23 protein-coding genes are annotated in these 22,270 nt (G+C 46.8%); 16 read left to right on the top strand and 7 right to left on the bottom strand.

Annotation, left to right across the window (positions count from 1 at the left end; translation table 11 throughout):
• Positions 1-141: 141 nt before the first annotated feature.
• The 3 genes from NC99_RS17660 to NC99_RS17650 all read left to right on the top strand — a co-directional run bounded on the left by NC99_RS17660 (position 142) and on the right by NC99_RS17650 (position 2,115).
• Positions 142-477 carry a YXWGXW repeat-containing protein gene (locus NC99_RS17660; RefSeq protein WP_053186861.1) on the top strand — a complete coding sequence of 112 codons (336 nt, stop codon included), beginning with the start codon at positions 142-144 and terminating at the stop codon, positions 475-477.
• Between the two features lie 160 nt (positions 478-637).
• Positions 638-1,393: a sulfite exporter TauE/SafE family protein gene (locus NC99_RS17655; RefSeq protein ID WP_053186858.1), complete on the top strand. Its 756-nt coding sequence runs from the start codon at positions 638-640 to the stop codon at positions 1,391-1,393.
• Positions 1,394-1,395: 2 nt separating this feature from the next.
• Positions 1,396-2,115, top strand: coding sequence for a class I SAM-dependent methyltransferase (locus tag NC99_RS17650; RefSeq protein ID WP_053186855.1), 720 nt, complete (start codon positions 1,396-1,398; stop codon positions 2,113-2,115).
• Positions 2,116-2,246: 131 nt separating this feature from the next.
• Here NC99_RS17650 and NC99_RS17645 read toward each other — a convergent pair whose 3' ends face one another.
• The 4 genes from NC99_RS17645 to NC99_RS17625 all read right to left on the bottom strand — a co-directional run bounded on the left by NC99_RS17645 (position 2,247) and on the right by NC99_RS17625 (position 6,545).
• On the bottom strand, positions 2,247-3,689 hold the full coding sequence (locus NC99_RS17645; RefSeq protein WP_053186848.1) for a Gfo/Idh/MocA family oxidoreductase: 1,443 nt from the start codon (positions 3,687-3,689) through the stop codon (positions 2,247-2,249).
• A 430-nt stretch (positions 3,690-4,119) separates the two neighbouring features.
• Positions 4,120-4,839: a head GIN domain-containing protein gene (locus NC99_RS17640; RefSeq protein WP_082326557.1), complete on the bottom strand. Its 720-nt coding sequence runs from the start codon at positions 4,837-4,839 to the stop codon at positions 4,120-4,122.
• A 24-nt stretch (positions 4,840-4,863) separates the two neighbouring features.
• Positions 4,864-5,583, bottom strand: a complete 720-nt coding sequence (locus NC99_RS17635) for a head GIN domain-containing protein (protein WP_053186844.1) — start codon at positions 5,581-5,583, stop codon at positions 4,864-4,866.
• A 197-nt stretch (positions 5,584-5,780) separates the two neighbouring features.
• Complete coding sequence (locus NC99_RS17625; protein ID WP_053186889.1) at positions 5,781-6,545, bottom strand: type III pantothenate kinase; 765 nt, start codon at positions 6,543-6,545, stop codon at positions 5,781-5,783.
• Between the two features lie 202 nt (positions 6,546-6,747).
• On the opposite strand from NC99_RS17625, the gene NC99_RS17620 reads away from it, so the two are divergent.
• The 8 genes from NC99_RS17620 to NC99_RS17585 all read left to right on the top strand — a co-directional run bounded on the left by NC99_RS17620 (position 6,748) and on the right by NC99_RS17585 (position 13,176).
• Positions 6,748-7,248 (top strand): response regulator, encoded by a 501-nt coding sequence (locus tag NC99_RS17620; RefSeq protein ID WP_053186833.1) that lies wholly within the window; start codon positions 6,748-6,750, stop codon positions 7,246-7,248.
• A 287-nt stretch (positions 7,249-7,535) separates the two neighbouring features.
• A complete protein-coding gene (locus NC99_RS17615; protein ID WP_053186831.1) occupies positions 7,536-7,781 on the top strand; it encodes a GIY-YIG nuclease family protein in 246 nt (81 codons plus the stop codon).
• Between the two features lie 100 nt (positions 7,782-7,881).
• Positions 7,882-8,376, top strand: coding sequence for an SPOR domain-containing protein (locus NC99_RS17610; protein WP_162231250.1), 495 nt, complete (start codon positions 7,882-7,884; stop codon positions 8,374-8,376).
• Between the two features lie 192 nt (positions 8,377-8,568).
• Positions 8,569-8,994, top strand: a complete 426-nt coding sequence (gene mscL, locus NC99_RS17605) for a large-conductance mechanosensitive channel protein MscL (protein ID WP_053186825.1) — start codon at positions 8,569-8,571, stop codon at positions 8,992-8,994.
• A 189-nt stretch (positions 8,995-9,183) separates the two neighbouring features.
• Complete coding sequence (locus NC99_RS17600; protein WP_053186822.1) at positions 9,184-10,803, top strand: BCCT family transporter; 1,620 nt, start codon at positions 9,184-9,186, stop codon at positions 10,801-10,803.
• A gap of 64 nt (positions 10,804-10,867) precedes the next feature.
• Entirely contained in the window at positions 10,868-11,788 is a 921-nt protein-coding gene (locus NC99_RS17595) for a universal stress protein (protein WP_053186819.1), read from the top strand.
• Positions 11,789-11,811: 23 nt separating this feature from the next.
• Positions 11,812-12,696 (top strand): glycine betaine ABC transporter substrate-binding protein, encoded by an 885-nt coding sequence (locus NC99_RS17590; protein ID WP_157625031.1) that lies wholly within the window; start codon positions 11,812-11,814, stop codon positions 12,694-12,696.
• Positions 12,697-12,837: 141 nt separating this feature from the next.
• On the top strand, positions 12,838-13,176 hold the full coding sequence (locus tag NC99_RS17585) for a DsrE family protein (RefSeq protein ID WP_053186813.1): 339 nt from the start codon (positions 12,838-12,840) through the stop codon (positions 13,174-13,176).
• Between the two features lie 89 nt (positions 13,177-13,265).
• On the opposite strand, the gene NC99_RS17580 is transcribed toward NC99_RS17585, so the two are convergent.
• Positions 13,266-13,640 carry an HU family DNA-binding protein gene (locus NC99_RS17580; RefSeq protein ID WP_204375044.1) on the bottom strand — a complete coding sequence of 125 codons (375 nt, stop codon included), beginning with the start codon at positions 13,638-13,640 and terminating at the stop codon, positions 13,266-13,268.
• Positions 13,641-14,061: 421 nt separating this feature from the next.
• On the opposite strand from NC99_RS17580, the gene NC99_RS17570 reads away from it, so the two are divergent.
• From NC99_RS17570 to NC99_RS17550, 5 genes are all read left to right on the top strand, one after another.
• Positions 14,062-14,739, top strand: a complete 678-nt coding sequence (locus tag NC99_RS17570; RefSeq protein WP_053186799.1) for a hypothetical protein — start codon at positions 14,062-14,064, stop codon at positions 14,737-14,739.
• A 154-nt stretch (positions 14,740-14,893) separates the two neighbouring features.
• Positions 14,894-16,720 carry an alpha-L-fucosidase gene (locus tag NC99_RS17565; protein WP_053186796.1) on the top strand — a complete coding sequence of 609 codons (1,827 nt, stop codon included), beginning with the start codon at positions 14,894-14,896 and terminating at the stop codon, positions 16,718-16,720.
• 58 nt (positions 16,721-16,778) lie between these two features.
• Complete coding sequence (locus NC99_RS17560) at positions 16,779-17,735, top strand: pyruvate, water dikinase regulatory protein (RefSeq protein ID WP_053186793.1); 957 nt, start codon at positions 16,779-16,781, stop codon at positions 17,733-17,735.
• A 198-nt stretch (positions 17,736-17,933) separates the two neighbouring features.
• Positions 17,934-19,397 (top strand): MFS transporter, encoded by a 1,464-nt coding sequence (locus NC99_RS22390; protein ID WP_053186790.1) that lies wholly within the window; start codon positions 17,934-17,936, stop codon positions 19,395-19,397.
• 31 nt (positions 19,398-19,428) lie between these two features.
• The gene (locus tag NC99_RS17550) at positions 19,429-20,406 is read left to right on the top strand and encodes an ROK family protein (protein WP_053186787.1); all 978 of its coding nucleotides are present in this window, start codon (positions 19,429-19,431) and stop codon (positions 20,404-20,406) included.
• A gap of 62 nt (positions 20,407-20,468) precedes the next feature.
• Here NC99_RS17550 and NC99_RS17545 read toward each other — a convergent pair whose 3' ends face one another.
• Together NC99_RS17545 and NC99_RS17535 are read right to left on the bottom strand one after the other, a co-directional pair.
• A complete protein-coding gene (locus NC99_RS17545) occupies positions 20,469-21,491 on the bottom strand; it encodes an NAD-dependent epimerase/dehydratase family protein (protein WP_053186783.1) in 1,023 nt (340 codons plus the stop codon).
• A 282-nt stretch (positions 21,492-21,773) separates the two neighbouring features.
• Positions 21,774-22,256, bottom strand: coding sequence for a pyridoxamine 5'-phosphate oxidase family protein (locus NC99_RS17535; RefSeq protein ID WP_053186777.1), 483 nt, complete (start codon positions 22,254-22,256; stop codon positions 21,774-21,776).
• Positions 22,257-22,270: the final 14 nt, after the last annotated feature.

Raw genomic sequence — 22,270 nt, 5'->3', positions numbered from 1 at the left:
CAAGGAACCAAATATGGATACAAAGAAGTGACAAACTCCACCTTAATCGGGTATCAAGGGCCGACCAAAATCTATCCCGCCCTTCTTGGCACTGTTTTTGAACTTTCAGTTCGCGAAAACAATTAAAAAAGCCTCGAAGCCATGAAACAAAGCATACGCATTCTCCTTTTCGGACTTGCTCTCTTTTTTCTTTGTTCCGAAACCGGACAAGCACAGGTGACCGTGGAACAAAAGCCGAGTCCGCCAGAAGTCAAGTTACCGGTACCTGACAAGCCCGGCCCCGATTATCAACTCATTCCAGGCCATTGGATTTGGCACCGGCAATCGAAAATGTATGTTTGGGTGGGCCCGCACTGGGCGCCTAAAAAGGAAAATAAGCAATGGAGCCCCGGCCATTGGCAGAAGCAGGCAAAAGGCTGGAAGTGGATTCCCGGAAAATGGGAAAAAATTGAGAAGAAGAAGTTTTTCTTCTTTTAAAAAGATTAACCAATCGGTTGATGAACGTCCTGTGTTTTTGTATACTTGTTTGTTAAGTGTTTTTGGGTTTGAGGCCGGCTTGTTCCGGCCTCTTTTTTTTAGACTGCTTCCTGCCTGTTCCGGGCCAACTTTATTACATTTGTGCTTCTAAACAGATACAATGGAAGTGCTTTCACCCTTTGATTTGACACCCCTGCAATGGGTTTTAATGGCTGTTTGCGGCATGCTCATTGGCATGTCGAAGGTTGGTGTGCCTGGCGTTTCCATGATCGTGGTTCCGGTGCTGGCCTTTATTTTCGGGGGAAAACAGTCCACCGGAATACTCCTGCCCATTTTAATGATGGCCGACCTGTTTGGCGTAGGCTATTATCGTCGTCACGCAGAATGGAGCTACCTGGTGAAGATCCTGCCCTGGGCATTTGTTGGAGTCGGACTGGCCTTGTGGGTGGGGGAGGTGGTGAACGACGAACAGTTCAAAGACCTGATCGCCATCCTGGTTTTTCTGTGTATTGGCTTGATGTTGTGGCACGATCGCCGGAAAGGCAAAACCTTTTTCCCCGATAGCTGGTGGTTTGCCGCTTCGATGGGCGTGCTGGGCGGATTTGCCACAATGATTGGTAATGTTGCCGGCCCCATTTTTGCCATCTACCTGCTGGCAATGCACCTGCCAAAAAACAGTTTTATTGGCACCTCAGCCTGGTTTTTCCTGATTCTGAATTTTTCAAAATTTCCACTCCATGTTTTTGTTTGGAAAACCATTAGCTGGCCCAGCCTGAAATTGGATTTGATGGTTTTACCAGCCATCGCGCTGGGTGCCTTTTTGGGGATTTTGCTGGTTCGGAAAATCCCTGAAAAAGTCTATCGTGCTGCTGTGATTGTGATTACCGCCCTTTCGGCCTTTTTGTTATTGATATAATTATGAAACAACTACAACATTTTTTCAGCGACAAGCCTGTTACCCGTGTTTTGGATGTGGGTTGCGGAGCCGGCGATTTCATCAAATTGCTTGACACCACTTTCGACGGAAAAGCCCAACTCACCGGTGTTGACCCGGGAGAACAATGGCTGAAGGAAGCCCGGGCGCGCTTTCCGCAGGAGCATATCGACTTGCAAGCCATGAGTGGCGAACAGTTGCACTTTGAGGACAACAGGTTCGATGTCGTTTCTCTGTCCAATGCCTTGCATCATCTTGAAAATATTGAGCAAACCTTTGTCGAAATGAAACGGGTGCTAAAGCCTAATGGCTGGTTGCTTATCAATGAAGTTTCGAACGGGGAACTTACCCCGGCTCAGGAAAACCATCGCATGCTGCATCATTTCAAATCGTTCGTCGACCGCTTGCACGGCATCATCCATCGGCCCACCTGGACGCCCGAAGAAATTCTCGAAATCATCAGTCAAAACAAAGTTGAGGTCATTGATTCTTTTCTTCACCTAAAAATGAAAACGATCAACCGGGAAGAACTTTTTCTGGAAGATAAATATCGCGAAATGGCCAGCCTGCTGGAGGAGCTGCAAGGACGACCGGAGTTTGATCAAACCAAAGAGCAGCTTCCGCTTTTCAGGGAACGTTTGGACAAGCATGGCTTTCAAACTGCTCCGCAGCTGATGGTCATCGGGCAAGCAAAGAATGAATGAAGCACGACTTTGCCTGACAGGGCTGCGGATAGTCTGCATTCCCGAAATAATACATCCCCGGCGACCATGGTTAAACTGGCTGCCGGGGATGCCTTTTTTAGTTGATGAGTGCTTCTGCCGTACTTTTTGGCTTAAAGCTTATAAAACTCTTTCCACTCTTTGCGGGGTTTTGTTCCGGTAAGCAGTTCGTTGGCCAACTTGTTGTTGGTAATTTGCTTCGTTTCGCGGTCGAACAACAGTTTGGTGTTTAACTGCTGCGCCAGCACACCCAGGTTGAATACCTGGCTCAACGGACCAGCCACCTCGAATGGCGACCGTGTTTTCTCCTGCCCTTTGCAGGCCAGCAAGAAGTTGGCAAAGTGATTCGACGGGCTTTTAGGTACTTCCGGCAATTGCGATTGCATGTCTTTGGCCTTTTCTTCGGGAATAATGGACAGCGTGCTTCCGTGAGAACCGCCCTTGAAAGTCAAATCCTTGCTGTAAATGATTTTTCCCGGATTGAGTTTCGCAGGTTGTATTTTACCATTGCTTGCTGGCGGAATATTAGGGTCAAGTTCGGAAACACCATAGCCATCGGGAACTTGCGGAATATTGTTTACACCGTCGTACCAAATAATCTCGACCGGTGGCATTGCCTCACGCTCAGGAAATTTGAAGGACAGGGTTGATGACATCGGGAAGAAAAATTTGTTGTGACCCTCCAGCATCACCGGATCAACCTCGTAAGGCAAGCCCAAATCCAGAAACTCATGCGCCGTATCCATGATGTGTGCTCCCCAATCTCCGAGAGCACCCATGCCGAAGTCGTACCAGCAGCGCCACTGCCCGTTAATGTAATCGTGGTGGTAGTCGTGGTGCTGGGCAGCCGCAAGCCAGAGGTCCCAATCCAGGGTTTCGGGGATGGGTTCGGCAGCAGGAAAACTTTTGATTCCCGTATCCCAGCCATGCCAGCGTCGGGGGCTGTTCATGTGGGCGGTAATCGCCGTAACATCCTTAATAATGCCAGCTTCTTTCCATGCTTTAAACTGAAAATAGTTGGCTTCGGAGTGTCCCTGGTTTCCCATCTGGGTAACGACCTGGTACTTTTTTGCACCATCCATCATCAGCTGTACTTCGTTGAACGTTCGGGCCATCGGCTTTTCAACATACACATGCTTGCCTAAACTCATGGCCAGCATGGTAATTGGGAAGTGGGAATGGTCGGGAACACCCACACTCACGGCCTCAATCTGGTTCCCCATTTGATCGAACATCTCGCGGAAGTCTTGAAAACGCGGAACGTCCGGAAACATTTTCAGAATTCGTTCGGTGTGCGGCGCGCCCATATCCACATCGCAAAGAGCAACAATGTTGCACAGTCCGGTATTATACAAATCGCGAATGATGTCGCCACCCCGGTTGCCAATTCCACAACAGGCCAGGTTGACCCGCTCACTGGCACCGGCCAGCTTTGACGCCGGAAGCACAGCTCCGCTGACGGATTGGGTGATGATTGTAGGGACGGCAGTAACCGCTGCCGTTAGCGCCAACGTGTTTTTTAAAAACGAGCGCCTTGAGGATTCTTTGAATTTCATTGGAGATTATTTTTATTGGTTTACAAGGTGTTTTCCTATTGTTAAAATGCTGGAAGAACAAATGTAATGATTTTTGACGGTTGAAGGGGAGTTTCCCGGCAGGTTTCGATCCGCCGAAGCCTATCTGCAAAAGAAAACAAGATCCGGATGCACCATTTGTATGGACATCGCTCAATGATTGATGGAAGCAAATTACCCCTTATTTCGTTTAACTAGAACAAGCCGTGAATGAAACGTTTTTTTAAAAAAGGCAAAAAAGCTGTCCAAAAACGCTGTTATTCTCCTTGTTCTCTTTCTGCGAAACTCTGTGGTAAAAACAAATAGCTGAGCCACAGAATTGCATAACGATTACACGGAGAACACGAAGTCAAATTAGATTTCCGGCCTGACTTTTTGGATAGCCTCTGATAAATAATAGCTGAGCTCTTTTTTATTCGCTGTAAACATCGCCACCGCTTGACTCATTGATGTCTTTATGAGCCGGATTGCCCCGGTAGCGGATGTCGCCACCGCTGCTGGCGCTGGCTTTCAGGCTTTGCGTGGCATGCACTTCGGCATCGGAACCACTGGAAACACTGACTTTGCAATGCTCAGCAACCAACTCGCTGCACGAAATATTGGCTCCGCTTGAAGAAGAAGCTTCGAAGTTCACCACCCGCCCGCTCAATTGAGCATCAGAACCGCTGCTGGTATCCAGCCAAACCGATTCGGCAAACAATTCATCAATCCGGAGATCGGCACCCGCACTGACTGAGATTTTAAGTTCATCCAACTTGAACGGACTTTGACCTGCGACATCGGCGCCGGCTGAAACTGCCAGGCTGGTGAGATCATCAAAAGTGACATGAACGCGACTGCTGCGGTTCCATTGAAAACCAAAAGTCTTTTTCATGTAAATATGTAGTACGCCCTCATTTACTTCCGTCATAATCGCATCAATCACATCTACGTCGGCTTCAACCACAACTTCTTCCGAATTCCCTTGGGTGAGATACAAATCGATGCCGCTACTTACCGCGATTCCATGGAATGATTCGATGTTCCGATTTTGTTTATCTGTTTTCTTCTGGCTTGAATACGCGGGAGCAGCCATCAAAATGGCGAGCAATAAGATTATGATTCCGCGAATAGGTATTTGTCTTGTTTTCATTTGTGTGTGTGTTAATCCTGTTGATTATTGTTTGATGATATTCCCGCCCGACGAGGTTTTAATATCCACCGACGTCGGATTGCCTGAGTAGTAAACATGTCCGCCGCTGGACGCTTCGCCTTCAAAATTGGTCGTCACTTCCAGGTAAATGTGTGCTCCGCTCGATACATCGGCCTTTCCGCTTTTTGCAACCAATTCGCCTGCTTTGAGGTGTGAGCCTGATGAAGCACTGTAGTCTGCATCGCCAGTTTTTCCATCCAGCGTGATTTGTGCGCCTGATGAAGTTTTAGCCTTCAGCTTTTGGGTATTTAGGCTCAAATTCTGTTGGCTTCCGGAGCTTGCCTGTGTCGTGAAACGCTTCAGGCGAAGCATGCCACTGGAGCTGACTTGCGAGCCTGAGCTGGACTGTAATTCTTCCAAATCAATCAGCTCAACCGTGACTAACAATTTACGTGATCGCTTGATGCGTCCTTCGGTAAAAATATTCAGTTCGCCACGTTTTACTTCGGTACGGATGACTTCATGCAGGTTTTCGTCGGCTTCTACGTTCAATAAATTTTTATCCGACTGAATCAACAAGACTTTCAGCCCCGACGAAACTTTGATTTTATCAAATGAACCGACATCGCGATATGCGGTGGTTACATGGCCATTCCCCTTGATAGACGGGCCCAGAAAGAAACATGATGTCAGTGAGCAAGAACAAATTAAAATGATTGAGAATAGAATCAGTAGCTTTTTCATGAGTGTAGCATTTAATGGATTGACGCAGAAATTTCGGTTTCGTTACACAAGTTAGGAAGCTTGTTCCAAACGAACCGGATCTTTTCGTTGAACCGCTGAGAACTGTCGGTAAACCACGAAGGAATTTGGAAAATGGTGGAAACAAAGTAGCATTCGACCCGAATGAGATCATTCGCCGACTCGAAAAACAAGTCGTTTTATTCGATTAAATCGCCAATGATTTTTAAACCATCAAGCGTCAGGTTGGCTTCAAAATGGGTGATTCGGGAGCTTTGTCCATCCAGTACACCCGATAAACCGCCCGTCGCAATTACGTATAGCTTCTGCTTTAGTTCCGCCTCGGTTCGTTCAATCATCCGGTCAACCAATCCGGCATACCCAATAACCACACCGGACTGAATGGCATGAACGGTATTTTTTCCCAGTACAGAAGGCGGCTGAGCTAATTGAACGTATGGCAGCTGGGCAGTTTCGCCTGCCAGCGAACGCACTGCAGTGCCCATTCCCGGCGCAATGGCAACCCCCAAAATTTCGCCCGATCCCGAAATGGTCAGAAAGGTGAGTGCGGTACCAAAATCAATTACCATGCAGGGTTTTTTAAACTTGGAATAGGCGGCCATCGCATTGGCAACCAGATCGGTGCCAATCTGATAGGGGTTTAAGATCTTGATTGGCAGCCGATCGTATACGTCGGGCTTGATCAGCAAGACCTTCTGATTCAGAAAACGTTCGGTCAGCTCCCTGAAATCGTCGTTCAGGGCTGGTACCACACTGCTTAGGATAACCTTTTTAATCTCATTTTTGCAAATCTTGCCGCTGGAAAACAAAGAGCGAAAAATGACTTCGTACTCGTCGGCTGTCTTCTTGGTGTCAGTCCGGATTCGCCAGCTTTGTTTCCACACGCCATCCTGGTTGATTCCAAACACAATGTTGGTATTGCCAATGTCAATGATTAACTGCATGTTCTTTGTTTCTGAAACAAAGAAACGAAAAAGAACCAAAAAAGAGCGGTGATCAAATAACTTATTATCAAGCCCTTTTTTATACATTTACGGTCATTTATTTCGTTTCAAAGTTGTTGTGTTTAATTTTTTACTAATTTTAACAAAATTAAAAGAACAAATATTCTACACGAGAGCATACTTAACTTATTATTCTTTAACCATGCAAAATAATAAAAGTCCGTTAATTTTTGTTGTTGAAGACAATCCGGTCTACAGTAAGCTTGTTGTAAGCTATCTGAAAACCAACAAGTTTACCAATACCGAAGCGTTTTCGTCGGGTGAGGATGTGTTGAAAGCTATGGAGCGGCAACCGAAAATTGTCATACAGGACTACTTACTGGATGGAATGAATGGCATTGAAGTGTTGAAAAAAGCTAAGCAGATTGCTCCAGACGTAGAATTTATCTTCCTCTCGGGTCAGGACAGTATCGACATTGCCATTAACACCATGAAATATGGGGCTTACGACTACATTGTGAAGGACCAGATGGCATTGAAAAAGATGGTGAATAAAATCAACAAAATTTTATCGGTGAGTCAGCTCGAAAGAACCAATAAACGGTACAAAACCGGTGTCATTTTGTTTTTCATCTTTTTGTCACTGGCTATCATCACCATCATCGCCATTGCCATCATGTATCCCGAAAGCTTTGGGTTTTAGTATAATTTGAAAATGCCGGCTGGAAGCTGCGGGTTTAATTTCAAAAATTTGGATTGAACGATACTTCCATCGGCTAGTGGCATTGAAGCAGTTTGGTTCATTTGGGTATTTCTGATGGCCTGTTTGTTCAGCGAAAGCAACATCTTCGCAATCAATATGCAGTGATTGAGATTCGAACACTACGATTGACCGGGAAATACCCGGTTATTGGCCTAATTTGTATTGAATGCCACCACAGAATGAGAAATTAACTGCCGGAAGTGATACAGATTTCCTATTTTTGCCGCATGAACTATTACGCATACGTTATCTATAATCAGGATTACCACCGTTTTTATTACGGGTTTTGCATGGACTTGGAGAAAGCCCTGCAGGCACACAATGAAGGTAAGATTGATCTGACCAAAGATTATTCGAACTGGGTAATGATGTACCACGAAGGGTTTGCCAGCAAGCAGGAAGCCAGCCGAAGAAGCCGCTTTTACCGCAGCGTGGCCGGCCAGCGCTATCTGAAGAACATTCTGAAGTTTTAGATTTTAACAATTGAAAGTTAATAATGTGTTTTCCTAAGAACAATAAGCAGTAACGCTTTTTCGTATTTTTGAAAGTCAAATGAAGTTAAAACAAAAAGAAATGAAGAAAATAATGGTTGCAGTTTTAGCCCTGGGATTGCTTTCCTCCGGCTGTAAAGTTTTTCAAAAAACAAGTAAGAACGATGAACCTGCAACAGAAACCATGCAGGACAATACCAAAGTATTCTCGGTTCCTGGTACCAAATCTGAAGTTAGAGAAAATCCAACATCAGACCGCATGTATGAAGAGGTTGAAAAACCGGTGCGGGTGCAAGCTGAAAGTTTCTCTTTTGATCAAAAAGAAGACCAGGCTAAAAACGAAAACAAAAGCTTTTTTGTCATTATCGGGAGCTTTAGCAGCAATGCCAATGCCAACCGCTACAAGCAGGAGTTGATTCCCCAGGGATTTAGCCCCATTGTATTACACAGCGAAACAGGCTACTATCGTGTTTGTGTCAATTCGTACACCGATGAAGCAGCAGCCCGGGCACGCGTTCACCAAATCCGCAATGATTTTCCACAGTACGCCGATACCTGGTTACTGATTAAGAAATAGCCATTCTTCTGAATGTTGATTTTAGGGTTAATGTCGAAAGCAAATTCAAATTTGCGGCGATGTTAACCCTAAATTTTTTGTAACAACCCCTATCGTCCTCCCTTTTCTGATGCCCAAAAAGCCATTGACTTGGATTGAAATAAGCAGTACCTTTTATTTCAAATTTCCAATATTCATCTAATTCTAATTCTTATGAGCTTAATGAAAGAGTTTAAAGCTTTTGCCATGCGGGGCAACGTGGTTGACATGGCTGTTGGCATTATCATTGGCGGTGCCTTTGGTAAAATTGTAGCTTCGTTTGTGAATGATATCCTGATGCCACCGATCGGCATGCTGATCGGTGGAGTGGATTTCAAGGAACTGCAGTACGTGCTGCGCGACGATGTGGTGAATGCCGCGGGCGAGGTGGTCACCAAGGGGGCAACCATCCTTTACGGTAATTTTATTCAAACAACCATCGACTTTATCATCATTGCCTTTGCGGTTTTTATGATGATTAAGGCTATGGTGAACATGAAAAAGAAAGAGGTTGAAAAACCAGCAGAGCCCGCTCCGATCATCCCCACAAAGGACCAGGAATTATTGGCTGAAATCAGAGATTTGTTGAAGAAAGAGTAAGCCGGATTAAAGATTAGAACCAAACAGGCAGTGAATTGATGGCTGCCTGTTTTTTTTGAATCGAGGTTGCAATTATTACACATCGCACCTGTTCATCTTTTTGATTCGCCTCTCAAATTTTATACCTTGCACAGAAAGTCCGAATTCGACACCGAGTACCTTAAGAGTAGAAACTGTAAATCCACACTTATGGAAGAGAAAGAACAAAAGGATGAAATCAATCCTGAATTGAAATCCACTAAAAAGTATTTTGATGTTGATGCCCCTGTTTTTTGGCCTTCCGCCATTCTAATTGTCTTGTTTATTTCGGTTACCCTGATTGTGGGTGAGCCCATGGCCCAAGTATTCAGCAACATTCAAGGAGCAATATCTGATGGTGGCGGTTGGTTTTTCATCCTGGCTGTCAACTTCTTCCTCATTTTTGTCTTGTACATTGCCTTTAGCAAGTTTGGCACCATCAAACTGGGTGGCCGAAATGCCAAGCCCGAGTTTTCGAAAGGAGCCTGGTTTGCCATGCTGTTCAGCGCCGGAATGGGAATCGGGATCTTATTCTGGAGCGTGGGAGAGCCCATGAACCATTTTTTTAACGCACCAACTTCGGAGGGTCAAACCGTTGAGGCCGCCAAAGTTGCAATGGAACTTACCTTTTTGCACTGGGGGTTACATGCCTGGGGCATATACGCTTTGGTCGGTATGGCGCTGGCCTTTTTCACCTTTAACCGGGGTTTACCGCTTACCATCAGCTCGGTGTTTTATCCTTTACTGGGGAGAAAGGTGAATGGCCCGATCGGGAAAATGATCAACGTGCTGGCCGTTGTGGCTACGCTCTTTGGTTTGGCCACCTCACTGGGAATGGGCGTGCAACAAGTCAGTGCTGGCTTAGCTCACCTGTTTAACCTGCCCGACACCGTCAATAGCCAGGTGATTCTAATTACGCTGATTACACTGGCAGCCACTGGTTCGGTAGTAGCCGGATTGAGTTCTGGGGTCAAACGACTGAGTGAAATCAATATCGTTCTGGCTGGTCTGTTTCTGCTTTTTATCATCATTGTCGGCCCCACCTTATTTATTGTCGACTCGTTTGTACAAAACCTGGGCAGCTACCTGCAAAACTTCTTCGAACTGAGTTTCTGGACCGAAACCTACCAACAATCGGACTGGCAAAACAGCTGGACGGTTTTCTACTGGGCCTGGTGGGTCAGCTGGTCGCCCTTTGTTGGCATGTTTATCGCGCGCATCTCGCGGGGCCGCACCCTGAAAGAATTTGTGCTGGGCGTCTTGATCGTTCCTACGCTGCTCACTTTCCTGTGGCTGTCGGCCTTTGGGGGAAGCGCCCTGTTTCTGGAGTTGAATGCCCTGGCCGATATTGGCGGTGCAGTGAGAGATAATGTCGCCACTTCACTCTTTGTCCTGCTCGAGCAGTTCCCCATTTCGCAGGTTACTTCCATGGTTGGGGTCATTCTGGTGACCAGCTTTTTTGTCACCAGCTCCGACTCCGGCTCCTTGGTTGTGGACAGTTTGACTGCTGGCGGAAAACTGGAGGCGCCCGTTGCCCAACGAATTTTCTGGGCGCTGACCGAAGGCGCTGTAGCTGCCGTGCTCTTGCTGGGTGGCGGATTGCAGGCCCTGCAAACAGCAGCCATTTCAACCGGATTGCCTTTTGCCATCATCCTGATTATTATTGCCTGGAGCCTGATGAAAGGCCTGCGGGGTGAATACGAAGAAATGATGGAGCGGGTACGGGATCGTGAGCACAAAGACTATCAGAAGATTATTGCGGATATTCTGAAAAAAAGAGAATCGAAATAAACCACCAGCCCGGCTATCGTTCGGATGATTTTTTTGAAATTGAAAACGACAAAATCATTGCATTATGGAAAAATTAGACAACATACTGGTTTGCATGGACCTGACCGAAATGGACGACTTTCTGGTAAACTATGCAGCATTTTTGGTGGATCGAATCAAAGCCCGGAAAATCTATTTCCTTCATTTGCTGCAAAGTTACGACCTGCCCCGCGAAATATTGAGTGAGTTTCCTGACATGAAAAAGCCCATCACCAAAATTATTCAGGAAGAACTGGAAGAAAAGGTGGCTGCATCTTTTGAGCGTCAGGAAGCGATTGACATCGAAGTCGTCGTTCTGGAAGGCGTCAAGTCGGACCAGTTGCTGCAATTCACCCGCGATTACAAGATTAACCTCACGCTGTTTGGCAAAAAGGTCGGTTATCTGGGCAGGGGGTCGCTGGCACGAAGAACCATGCCACTCACGCCGTCGTCTGTCCTGCTCGTCAGCGAAACGGTGATTCCAAAAATTGAAAAAATACTCGTTCGCACCGACTTCTCAAAAATATCGGAAATAGCGATGAATACCGCAGTCAGCCTTGGTAAGCTAACGGGCGCGACGATTTTTGCCATCAATGCCTACAAAATTCCCATCAGCCATTTTCCTCAATATTCGGAGGAAGACGAACAGCGACTACAGAGACGCATGAGCAAGCATGGCGAAAAGGAATACGCCAAATTCATGAAAAAGCTGAAGCTTGATCCGCAGGAAATCCCCTGTACTTTCCTGTACGATAAGCATTACGATGAAGCCCAGATTCTGTATCACCACGGACTGGTCAACCAGGCCGACCTGATCATGATTGGCTCGAAAGTGAAATCGGAACTGGCCAACGTTATTCTGGACCGCACAGCCGAAGATTTGGCGGAGGTTGAGAAGAACATCCCGGTGATGATTGTGAAAGACCGCAAACAAACGCTGGGATTCCTCGAAGCGCTTTTTGATTAGTGAATGGCTTAAAATCAGAAATTATGAACACACAGATAAAAACGATCCTCGTAAGTTTGACTGCCCTTTTACTAACCGGGGCCTGCACAACAAGCACCAATGAACAAGCGGATGAACCACGCCAGGTCAAGCTGGTTTACACCGATTGGTCGGAGGCCATTGCCATTACCAACCTGGCAAAGATTGTGCTTGAAGAGCAAATGGCATTTGAGGTTGAAATGAAACTGACCGATGTGGCAAGCGCCTATGCCGAAGTGGCCAGCGGAAAAGCGGATGTATTTGCCGATGCCTGGCTGCCGGAAACGCATGGCCATTACCTGGAGGCCCATGCCAGCGCGATTGAGCAGGTGGGCATTATTTACCCGCATGCCCGCACCGGGCTGGTGGTGCCGGCCTACAGCCAGTATCAATCGATTGAAGATTTAAAAGGAAAAGATGTTGAGATTATTGGGATTGAAACCGAGGCCGGCGTGATGTATCAAACGCGTCACGCGATCGATCAATACGACCTCAGCGGAATACAACTCCTGAGCCTGTCGGAACAGGACATGACCCAAGCTTTTGCCGAATCGTTTAAACGACGCGAAGAAGTTGTCATCACCGGCTGGGAACCGCACTGGCTGTTTGCCCGCTACGAACTCCGGTTTTTGGATGATCCGCAGCAGGTATTTGGCGCACAGGAAAACATTTACGCGGTGGGCAACAAAAGCCTGGCTACACGACTGCCGAAAGTGGCCCGGCTTTTCGAGCGCATGCAGTTTTCAGAAAAGCAAATCAACAGCCTCATCTACCTGATGAACAGCGAAGCCGATCCCGAAGATGGCGTACGCGAATGGATTCGCAAAAACGAATACATCGTCAACCAGTGGGTCAAAGACCTGAAACCCGAACGAAAGAAGATCATGTAAAACGCTTGCGTGGCTAGCCGGCTTGAATCTTTCTCCCCCAAAATAACAAACCACAAGCAACAGAAGTAAACAGTGGCTTAAGCAATGGTTCGTTCGTGCAATGGAGTATCTTTGCATCCAAACCAAACATCCAAATCAAAAATGAAACAAACCCTCATCCAAATCACCCACAACGGCATGGGAACAGGAGACGGTGAGCTCGGGCTCTTACTCGTTCAAAATTACCTCAAGCTGCTGAGCGAAGAACGGGAACTTCCGCAGGTGATGGCTTTTTACAACGGCGGGGTGAAATTAATTTGTTCGGGATCGCCAGTTGTTGGAACCTTGCAAACCCTGGAGCAAAAAGGAGTGAAACTGATGGCCTGTAAAACCTGCCTCAATCATTTTGGTCTGATAAACCAAATGGAAGTGGGCATTGCCGGCACCATGACCGACATCCTGCTGCTTCAAAAGGCAGCCGAAAAGGTGATTAACCTGTAAGCACGACAATTACTGATTCGCACCGGAACGGCCAAAAAAAATGCAGGCCGTAAGCCTGCACCTTTCGTCAAATCGTACCTGTTTCCTGTTTACTTGTTGAATTTTGCTCGTTTTAATTCTTCCTTGATCAGTTTGCCGGGCGTGAAAATGACTTTGAGCCCCTTAATTTTTGAAGTATGAAAGTCTGCTTCATCTGCTACACCTTCACTGCTAAAGCTTATGCGCAAGGTGCCGAGTTCGCCCAAACTGACGGAATTGCCCTCGAGCAAATCTTTCGGGATCCGCTCAACCAGGTTGGTGATAACACTATTAATATCGCCCCGGCTTAGCGAAGAAATATCGGCGATATCGCCACTTAATGAACTAATTGTTTTTGTGCCAGTTTTCACTGGCGATGCATAAAGTTTTTTCGGAGCGTCTGGGTCGCCTGGCTTGCCGCGCTCAACTAATTTGTATTTCAACATATTTAAAAATTAAATGAAATTTGGTAATATGATAACAAGAGACAATTTATGACATTGGTTCGAATAAGTCAATACCTGTTGATAACTTAATGATTGACAAATATCGATTCCGATTTATTTCTATCCCGATAAAAATATATTTCCTTCCTGATGCAAATAAATTTTCTCCCCGATGGAAATAATTTTTCTTCCCGATGCAATTTTATTTTCTCCCCGATGAAAATTTGGCGACATCGTGATGGAAGTTTGATTCCTGATTTTGATGATGATCGGGTGATACGGTACAGGCAACAGCACGTTCAATTCCGAACGTTTTCGCTTAACAATTCATGATTCGATGCGCTTATTCGCCAGCTTCCAAATCAACGAAAACAATGCGCTTGCCCAATGGTTGGTATAATAGAAACCAAAGACAAGTTGCATGAAGTATTTAGTGAAGATAAAAGATGTAAAAAACGCCGATGAGCTGGAAGGAGCGTGGAATAACGACGACTTTAAAGCGCTGTTGGAACGATTCGAGTACCCGGATGCGGAACAGTTGAAACCGGCCGAACTGCAGGAATACCTGTTTCTGGCCATTTCTGACTTTGAGCCGAACGAGGCGGCTGCCATCCTGCTCGAATACAGGCTTTCGGATGTTTTGGCCGACGGACAGATTGATAATATTTCGCACGAAATGCTGCGTGAAAAAGTCGCCGAAAACTATTCCGACATCTACATTCATCAGGAGTTGTTCAACATCAACCAGCTGCTTTATAAAGCCTACAACGGAAAATTTCCGCTCACCAAGGTCAACATCGTCCAGTTCGAAATGAAAGGAGAACCGAACAATGGGGCTGAAATCAATAAGGAAACCGCCTTGAAAGCTGTAAGCCATGGCCTTTCTGAAAACAATTTGATTAAACGCTTGCTGGGTGACCAACTGGAAGGGAAGGAGCCTTTTCCTGAGGCTGAAGGAATTGTGTGGGACTTGCAATCGCTTGGCGACCACGACTATGCGTTGACGACTTCCGAAAAATGGCTCACCAAAGACGAGTTTACCAACCTGGAATACGCATGTGAGGTTCATTCGTTTGAGGATCAATCGGAAGAAGAATAGGAAAGCCTGGTTGAAAATAACTACGGCAAATGGCCTTCCAAACCGCCCGGCATTTTCGAATAATAAGCAAGTCGTTCGTCGCTAAGATGGGGAGTCGGTAACATTTTATACATTTGTTGGTGGTACGGATTGTCCCAACAATTAAATCGAAAAAATGAACCCATCCAAACCATCACACGCTATCCGGCGAAGCCTGCTTTCGCTGTTGTTTTCCCTATTGATGGCCACCCAGCTTTTTGGCCAGTCGCAAACCAACCCACGTGCCCGGTGGTTTGTCGATGCCCGCTTTGGCATGTTTATCCATTGGGGAATTTACAGTGGTGCCGAAGGGGTTTGGAAAGGCGAAAAACTGCGGCACGACAACAACTACGGCGAGTGGATTTTCTACCGCAACAGCATCGACAAAACCGAATACCTGAGCCTGCTCGACCGATTCGACTGGGACGCGATTGACCCTGAAGAATGGGTGCTGCTGGCCAAACAATCGGGCATGAAATACGTCACCCTCACGGCCAAGCACCACGACGGATTTGCGCTGTGGGACAGCCAGGTGTCGGACTACGATGTAGCGGACCACACCCAGCCGCGGCGCGATATTGTAAAGGAACTGGCCGAGGCTTGCCAAAAACACGGGCTCAAGCTGGGCCTCTACTACTCGCACTGGGTCGATTGGGAACATCCGTACGGCTGGGATCATTCCAAAGAGATTTACCCCATTTCCGCAGCGCAATACGACCAGTACTGGCAGGAGAAAGTGATGCCGCAAATGCGTGAGCTGCTTACCAACTACGGGCCCATCGGGATGATTTGGTTCGACATGTGGATCAATCATTCCGAATCGATTGTCAGCAAAGCCCAGCTGCTGCAGCTCAAAAGCCTGATCCGGGAACTGCAACCCGACTGCCTGGTGAACTCGCGCCTGGGCCTTTCGATGGAAGAAGACAGCGACATCGATTTCCGCACCTTGGGCGATAACCAGCTGGGCACCACCAAACTCGACTACCCCTGGCAATCGCCCGGAACCGTGGCCCACTCCTGGGGTTTTCATCAGCTCGATACCGAATGGAAATCAACTTCCGGTTTACTGCGAGCGCTCATCGGTAATGTGAGTTTGAATGGAAATTACATGCTGAATATTGGTCCGCGGGCCGATGGGCAGGTGCCTTACGAAATCTCGCAGCGCATGCTTGAAATGGGGCAGTGGCTCAAAGTCAACGGCGAAGCGATCTACAATGCCGAAGCATTCGACCTGCCCGAAAACCAGCACGACTGGGGTAAAATGACCTGCAAACAAACCGGCGAGGGCTACAAAATTTACCTGCATGTTTACAACTGGCCGTTTAACCGGAAGCTTCCGGTAACGGGAATTAGCGCTCCGCCCGCCCGGGCTTATGTGTTGAGCGATAAGCTGCAAAGTCCGCTGACGGTAAAGCATCAGGATGTGTTTACTGAAATCGGCTTGCCGGCAGAGCAGCCTGACCCACTGATTTCGGTGGTGGTGCTGGAGTATGCAGCAAAACCGGCAATCAGCGAGGGCTTGGTTGCTAAAACGGCTGATGGCGGTTACGCACTGAATCCTGACAATTTGATTTCAGAAAGCGGAGATCGTGAACTGATCGCAGCCCAACAGCACGGAACGGTTCCGGCCCATGTGGTGGTCCCCAAGTCGTACCAGGCCAGTTGGAAACTGTTTATCGATGAGCCGGGCGTTTACAAAGTCGACGCTTCCTACAGCTTTCAGGGAGAAAAATCGGCCGGCCAAATTCAGGTCACTGCGGCCAACAAAACCGTTCGACAGCCGATTGCTCCAACCGGCTTAACTGTTGGCGAGCCCAACAGCAACTGGCACATACCAAATTTTGTCTCACACCGGCTGGGCACAATCCACTTTTCGGAGGCCGGCGAGTACGAAATCTCCATGCAGCTCGAGGCCGGTCGAAACACGCCAGTGCAGCTTCAGTGGCTGTGGTTGCAGCAGTGACGAATCATTTTTGCGCGAAGCTTTGTTCTATTTTTAACAGCAAACAAACACGACAGCGATGCCAAATTCAGGAAAAAAAGAAAAAGGGAAACCCATTTACGTCGTATCCGGAGGAAAAGGGCTGGCGGGAAACAACATGGTTCAGTCCGTGCTTATTCAGTACCCAAATAACAACGTGCCGGTGACCATTGTCCCAGATGTGTCGGACGAGAAAAAGCTGGAAGAGGTGGTTCTTCGGGCCAAAAAGGAAGATGGACTGATTACCCACACCATGGTTAATTCCGACTTGCGGAAAGCCCTGATCGGCCTGGCGAAAAAACACAAGGTAAAACAGATTGACTTTATGGGCAAGCTGGCTGATTACCTGGACCAGGAGCTGGGCATTGCCTCGCTGAAATCGCCGGGCCTTTTTCGCGAAATCAACCAACGATATTTCGACCGGATTGAAGCCATTGAGTTTACCCTGAATCATGACGATGGCATGAGCCCCGAGCGTTTACACAAAGCCGAGATTGTTTTGTGCGGAGTGTCGCGCTCGGGCAAAACGCCGCTCAGTGTTTACCTGGCCATGTATGGCTGGAAAGTGGCCAACGTTCCGCTGGTCGACGGCATAAAACCGCCGCAGGAGCTGTTCGAAATTGATCCGCAACGCGTATTTGGTTTGCATATCGGCATCCAGCATTTGATTGCCCACCGCATAAAACGGCTCAAAAGCCTGCCCCGACACGACAGCTCCAACTATACCGATGAGCAAAAAGTGAAACGCGAAATCCGAAATGCTTCTTTTATTTTCAGAAAAGGCGGATTTACGGTGGTTCACGTCTCCAATAAACCTGTTGAATCGACGGCCAATGAGATTCTGAATATCATGACCGAGCGCTTTGAATATGGCGGACGCCGGATTACTTCGCCCTACCAGGACAGCACCAACCCCGCAGGCGTAGATGAAGATCTTCAGAGTCACCTTCGGGTCGAAAACTTATCAGGATCCAATGATGGGAAGCAGCCGGACTAAACATGATTCAGTCTAAATTATTGGAATCTGACATGGGAAATCCTGAAAAACCATTTTAATTTTTAAATTTGCTACTTCGGATTTTGAATTGGCGCTTTTCTGCGATGCGATACCTGAAAATAAGCGATGATTTGAAGTCGAAATAAATAAGATCATGTAATAAATAAATCTAAACCAACCATTCTTAATAAATTTATTATGCAACAAAGTAAACAGAATCTTTTATTGCCCATTTTGATGATGATCCTGCTTTTCGGGATGATTTCGTTTGTGACCAACCTGGCCGCACCAATGGGTATTGTATTAAAAAATCAATTCAATGTTTCCAACAGCTTAGGCATGCTGGGAAACCTGGCAAACTTTATTGCCTATGCGGTGATGGGTATTCCGGGAGGTATTTTGCTTCAAAAAGTGGGATACAAAAAGACAGCGCTTATTGCGGTCGCCGTTGGTTTTGTGGGTGTTGGAATTCAATACCTGTCAGGACATGCTGAAAGTTTTGCGGTGTATTTGTTGGGAGCCTTTATCGCAGGTTTTTCCATGTGTTTGTTGAATATTGTGGTAAACCCCATGCTGAACACACTCGGTGGCGAAGGTAACAAAGGGAACCAGTTGATTCAGGTAGGTGGTTCATTCAACTCAGTGATGGCCACATTCACGCCGGTATTTGTCGGCATCCTGATTGGTGAAGCCACCAAAGCCAGCATTACCGACATCTTTCCGATCATGTACATTGCCATGGGCGTTTTTGCCCTTGTGTTCTTCATTCTTCGGATGGCTCGAATTCCTGAACCACACGCTGACCAACCGCAAGAACCACTGGGCGGCTTAATGTCGGGAGCACTGAAGTTCCGTCATTTTGTTTTTGGAGCCATTGGTATCTTCGTGTATGTTGGTGTTGAAGTTGGAACACCGGGGATTGCAAACTTATACATGACCACGCCAACGGCAAGCCAGGCTGAGACCATTATTGCTGAATTTGAAAAGCAACAAGCCGACGCTTCCTACCTGGAAGAACTTACCGCGCTTGACCTGCAAAACGCCAGTGTTGATGGCTATCGCATGAAAGTGGTCAGCGAAATGGCTTATGACAGTTCGAAACGAATTACAGAAGGCAGAGATACTCCCGGGCTTGGTATTGCAGCCGGAATTGCAGGAGGGGTTGTTGGTTTTTACTGGCTGCTCATGTTGGTTGGCCGGTTAACAGGCGCTGCGATCGGAAGTACTGTTTCCAGCAGAAAAATGCTTGGTTTTACCTCTTTTGCCGGCATGTTTTTGGTGGCATTGGCCATTTTTTGGCCAGAGACTACGCTGGTATCTATGCCTGCTTTCCAATCCGGAACCGCCGGCTTAAGCTTTGGCCTTGTTCCGGTGCCGATTAAATTCATGTTCCTTGCATTGGTCGGACTTTGCACCTCCATTATGTGGGGAGCTATTTTCAACCTGGCTGTTGAAGGGCTTGGTAAATACTTGGCTGCGGCTTCCGGAATCTTTATGGTACTTGTGTGTGGTGGTGGAATCCTTCCTGCCATTCAGGGATGGCTGGCCGATGTGCTTAACTATGAAATGAGTTACTGGTTGGTTGTCGCTTGTTTTGGATACCTCTTCTTTTATGCTGTTATTGGTAGTAAAAACGTGAATAAAGAAATCCCTGTTGAATAAATTTCCTGAACTTTAAGAAAAAATAATGACTATGAAAAAAGTAGCAATAGGCGTTGATGTGGGCGGTACAAACACAGCCATCGGTGTAGTAGACAGCGAAGGCAATGTGATGGTAAAAGACTCCATTTCAACCCCATCACACGGCGACATTGACAGATACATTAACGAGTTAACCGTTGCCATCAAAGAGTTGATTAAGTCAGTAAAACTGGTTAATAGCGACGTTGAAATTCTGGGAATCGGAATTGGAGCGCCAAACGGAAATTACTACAGCGGAACCATCGAATATGCGCCAAACCTGTCATTCAAAGGCGTGGTGCATTTTGTGGAACTGTTGCGGAAAAGCTTTCCTGAATTGCCGGCGCTGGCTTTAACCAACGATGCCAACGCGGCAGCCATTGGCGAAATGATTTACGGTGGTGCCAAAGGAATGAAAAATTTTGTGATGTACACCCTAGGAACCGGAGTTGGAAGCGGCATTGTTGTCAATGGCGACCTGGTTTACGGACACGATGGTTTTGCAGGAGAATGTGGTCACACGACCCTGATTCCTGGTGGACGTTTGTGCGGCTGCACATCGAAAGGACACCTCGAAGCCTACTGTTCGGCTCCGGGAATGAAGCGGACAGCGTTTGAAATCATGGCACGCGACAATGCTGCCGACAGCTTGCTGGCTGATAAATCATTCAAGGAACTGGATTCGAAAATGATTTTTGATGCCGCTGAAAAAGGTGATAAAGTCGCTCTCGAAGTATTTGAGTTAACCGGCAAATGGCTGGGGCAAGGATTGGCCGATACGGTTCACCACCTGAGCCCGGAAGCCATCTTCCTGTTTGGCGGACCGACCGCTGCCGGTGATTATATTTTTAAGCCAACGAGAGAAAGTTTGGAAAATCACTTGTTGCCAATCTTTAAAGATAAAATCAAAATTTTGCCTTCAAAACTGAAACCGGGTGATGCAGCCATTGTTGGCGCGAGTGCCTTGGTTTGGAAAGAAGTTGAAAAATAAACTTCAAAACACGAATGAATACAAAACGGAAGCTCCTAAAGGGTTTCCGTTTTTTTATCGTTTCAGCTGAGATCTTTCTGAAATAAACCTGCAATATCAGTGATCGTTTCATCCAGGTTTCGGTACTTAAAATCGATGGCTTTCTGAATTTTTTGCCCGTTGTAGCGGTTAATGCGGTTCGAACCCGAAACAGCTTCCTTGGTAATTTGAGGGCGTTTGCCTGAAAAGAAACTGGCTAAACGTGCGGCTCTCCAAGCCATTTGCAGCACCATGTCCGAAGCAAATGTGCGCGGCCGGGGTTTCTGCAACGCATCGGCAATCTTGTTGAAAAAGTCCTGGTAGCTCATATTCCCCGCATTCAGGATAAAACGCTGGTTTTTGTTTTGTCCAAAGTTCTGATCATCCATCAGCAGAATCATTGCGTTCGACACATCGCGCACATCAACAAAGCCCGTTTCTCCCTTGGTATAATACTTTAATCCTTTGCCAATGGCTTGAAAAAGTTTGGGGCTGCCAATGTCCCAGTTACCGGGACCCAGAACAATGGATGGGTTGACAATTACAGCATCCAGGCCTTCTTCAATGCCGCGCCACACTTCCATTTCAGAAAAAAACTTACTCAAACTATAGCCCGATTTTTGCTTCGAAGGCGTCCAGTAGGTGTCTTCATTGATTTCGCTGCCGTCCTGCGTTTTTCCCAGGGCCGCGATGGAACTCACATGGCAAAATTTCTTCACCTTGTGGTGAATGGCGGCGTTAATCAGATTGGCTGTTCCTTTCACATTGTTGTTGAGCATGCTGTCGCGGTCGTTGGCATGAAACGAAACAATGGCGGCACAATGGTAAACTTCGTTGGCTCCGGCCAGCAATTCTTCCATACTGTGGTAGTCCAAAATGTCGCCTTCCACCCATTCAATTTGGTCGAAAAGTTCGTTGGGTTGGTCGGTGTAGTATGAAAAGACCTTATTCACCCATTTCAAATTGCTGGTGGCGCGTTTCAGTACGCGTACTTTTTTTCCTGAATTTAGCAAGTCGAACAACACGTGCGAACCAACCAATCCCGTCCCTCCGGTTACAAAAATCATAGCTCAATTTTGATTTAAAGATAGAAATTAAAAAAACTCTGAAAATCCATGATCTTGTGGAATGGCTTTTATTTTATATTATTAAAACATGAAGGATAACAACACCATATTCTTTGAGACCAAGGAAGATTCAAACCAAAGACGGAGTAGGGAGGCCCTTGACCGCAGTCCTCACGAGCGCTTTGTTTTTTTTCTTCAGCTCTGCGAAGAAATGCAATTTTTTGACGCCAATAAACCTCATCCTAACCGATTGAAAGATAACTTTATTATCGAATGAAAGACTTAGGAATTCCAGGGAGTAACTGCTTTTGCACCAAATACTTTACCGGTGATTTTTTTGATGTGCACTTTCATGATGCCCACGTTGACCACAGCAGGCTTACTGAATTTAAATTCGCGATCGCTGTATTGGGCCATGGTTTCTGTTAGCATGCGGTACTTTTCGTCGTAGTCATCAATTACCTCCACTTCACCTTCAACCAAAACCGATTTTGATTTCACCCGGTAGCTGCAGCCTACGCGCACATCCTGCCAGGCCAGTTCTTCGCCCAGGGTCCAGTTGATACACACTTTCGGGTTTTTTCGAATGGTTTCCCACATGCGCCCCGACTGGGCTGAATGTAAAACCACCGTGTCGCCATCCAGTGCAAAGTTCATCGGCAGCACGTAGGGCACATCGCCATCCGACATGGCTACGTAGCAGGTTTTACAAGCTCTAATCACTTCATCAATCTCCTTTCGGTCTTCAATAAACAGGGTTCTCATAATGGGTGTTTTTT

It is taken from the genome of Sunxiuqinia dokdonensis, assembly GCF_001270965.1.
Taxonomy (GTDB): domain Bacteria; phylum Bacteroidota; class Bacteroidia; order Bacteroidales; family Prolixibacteraceae; genus Sunxiuqinia; species Sunxiuqinia dokdonensis.
The sequence above is the reverse complement of the archived record's forward strand: the minus strand, read 5'-3'. Positions and strand labels throughout refer to the sequence as shown.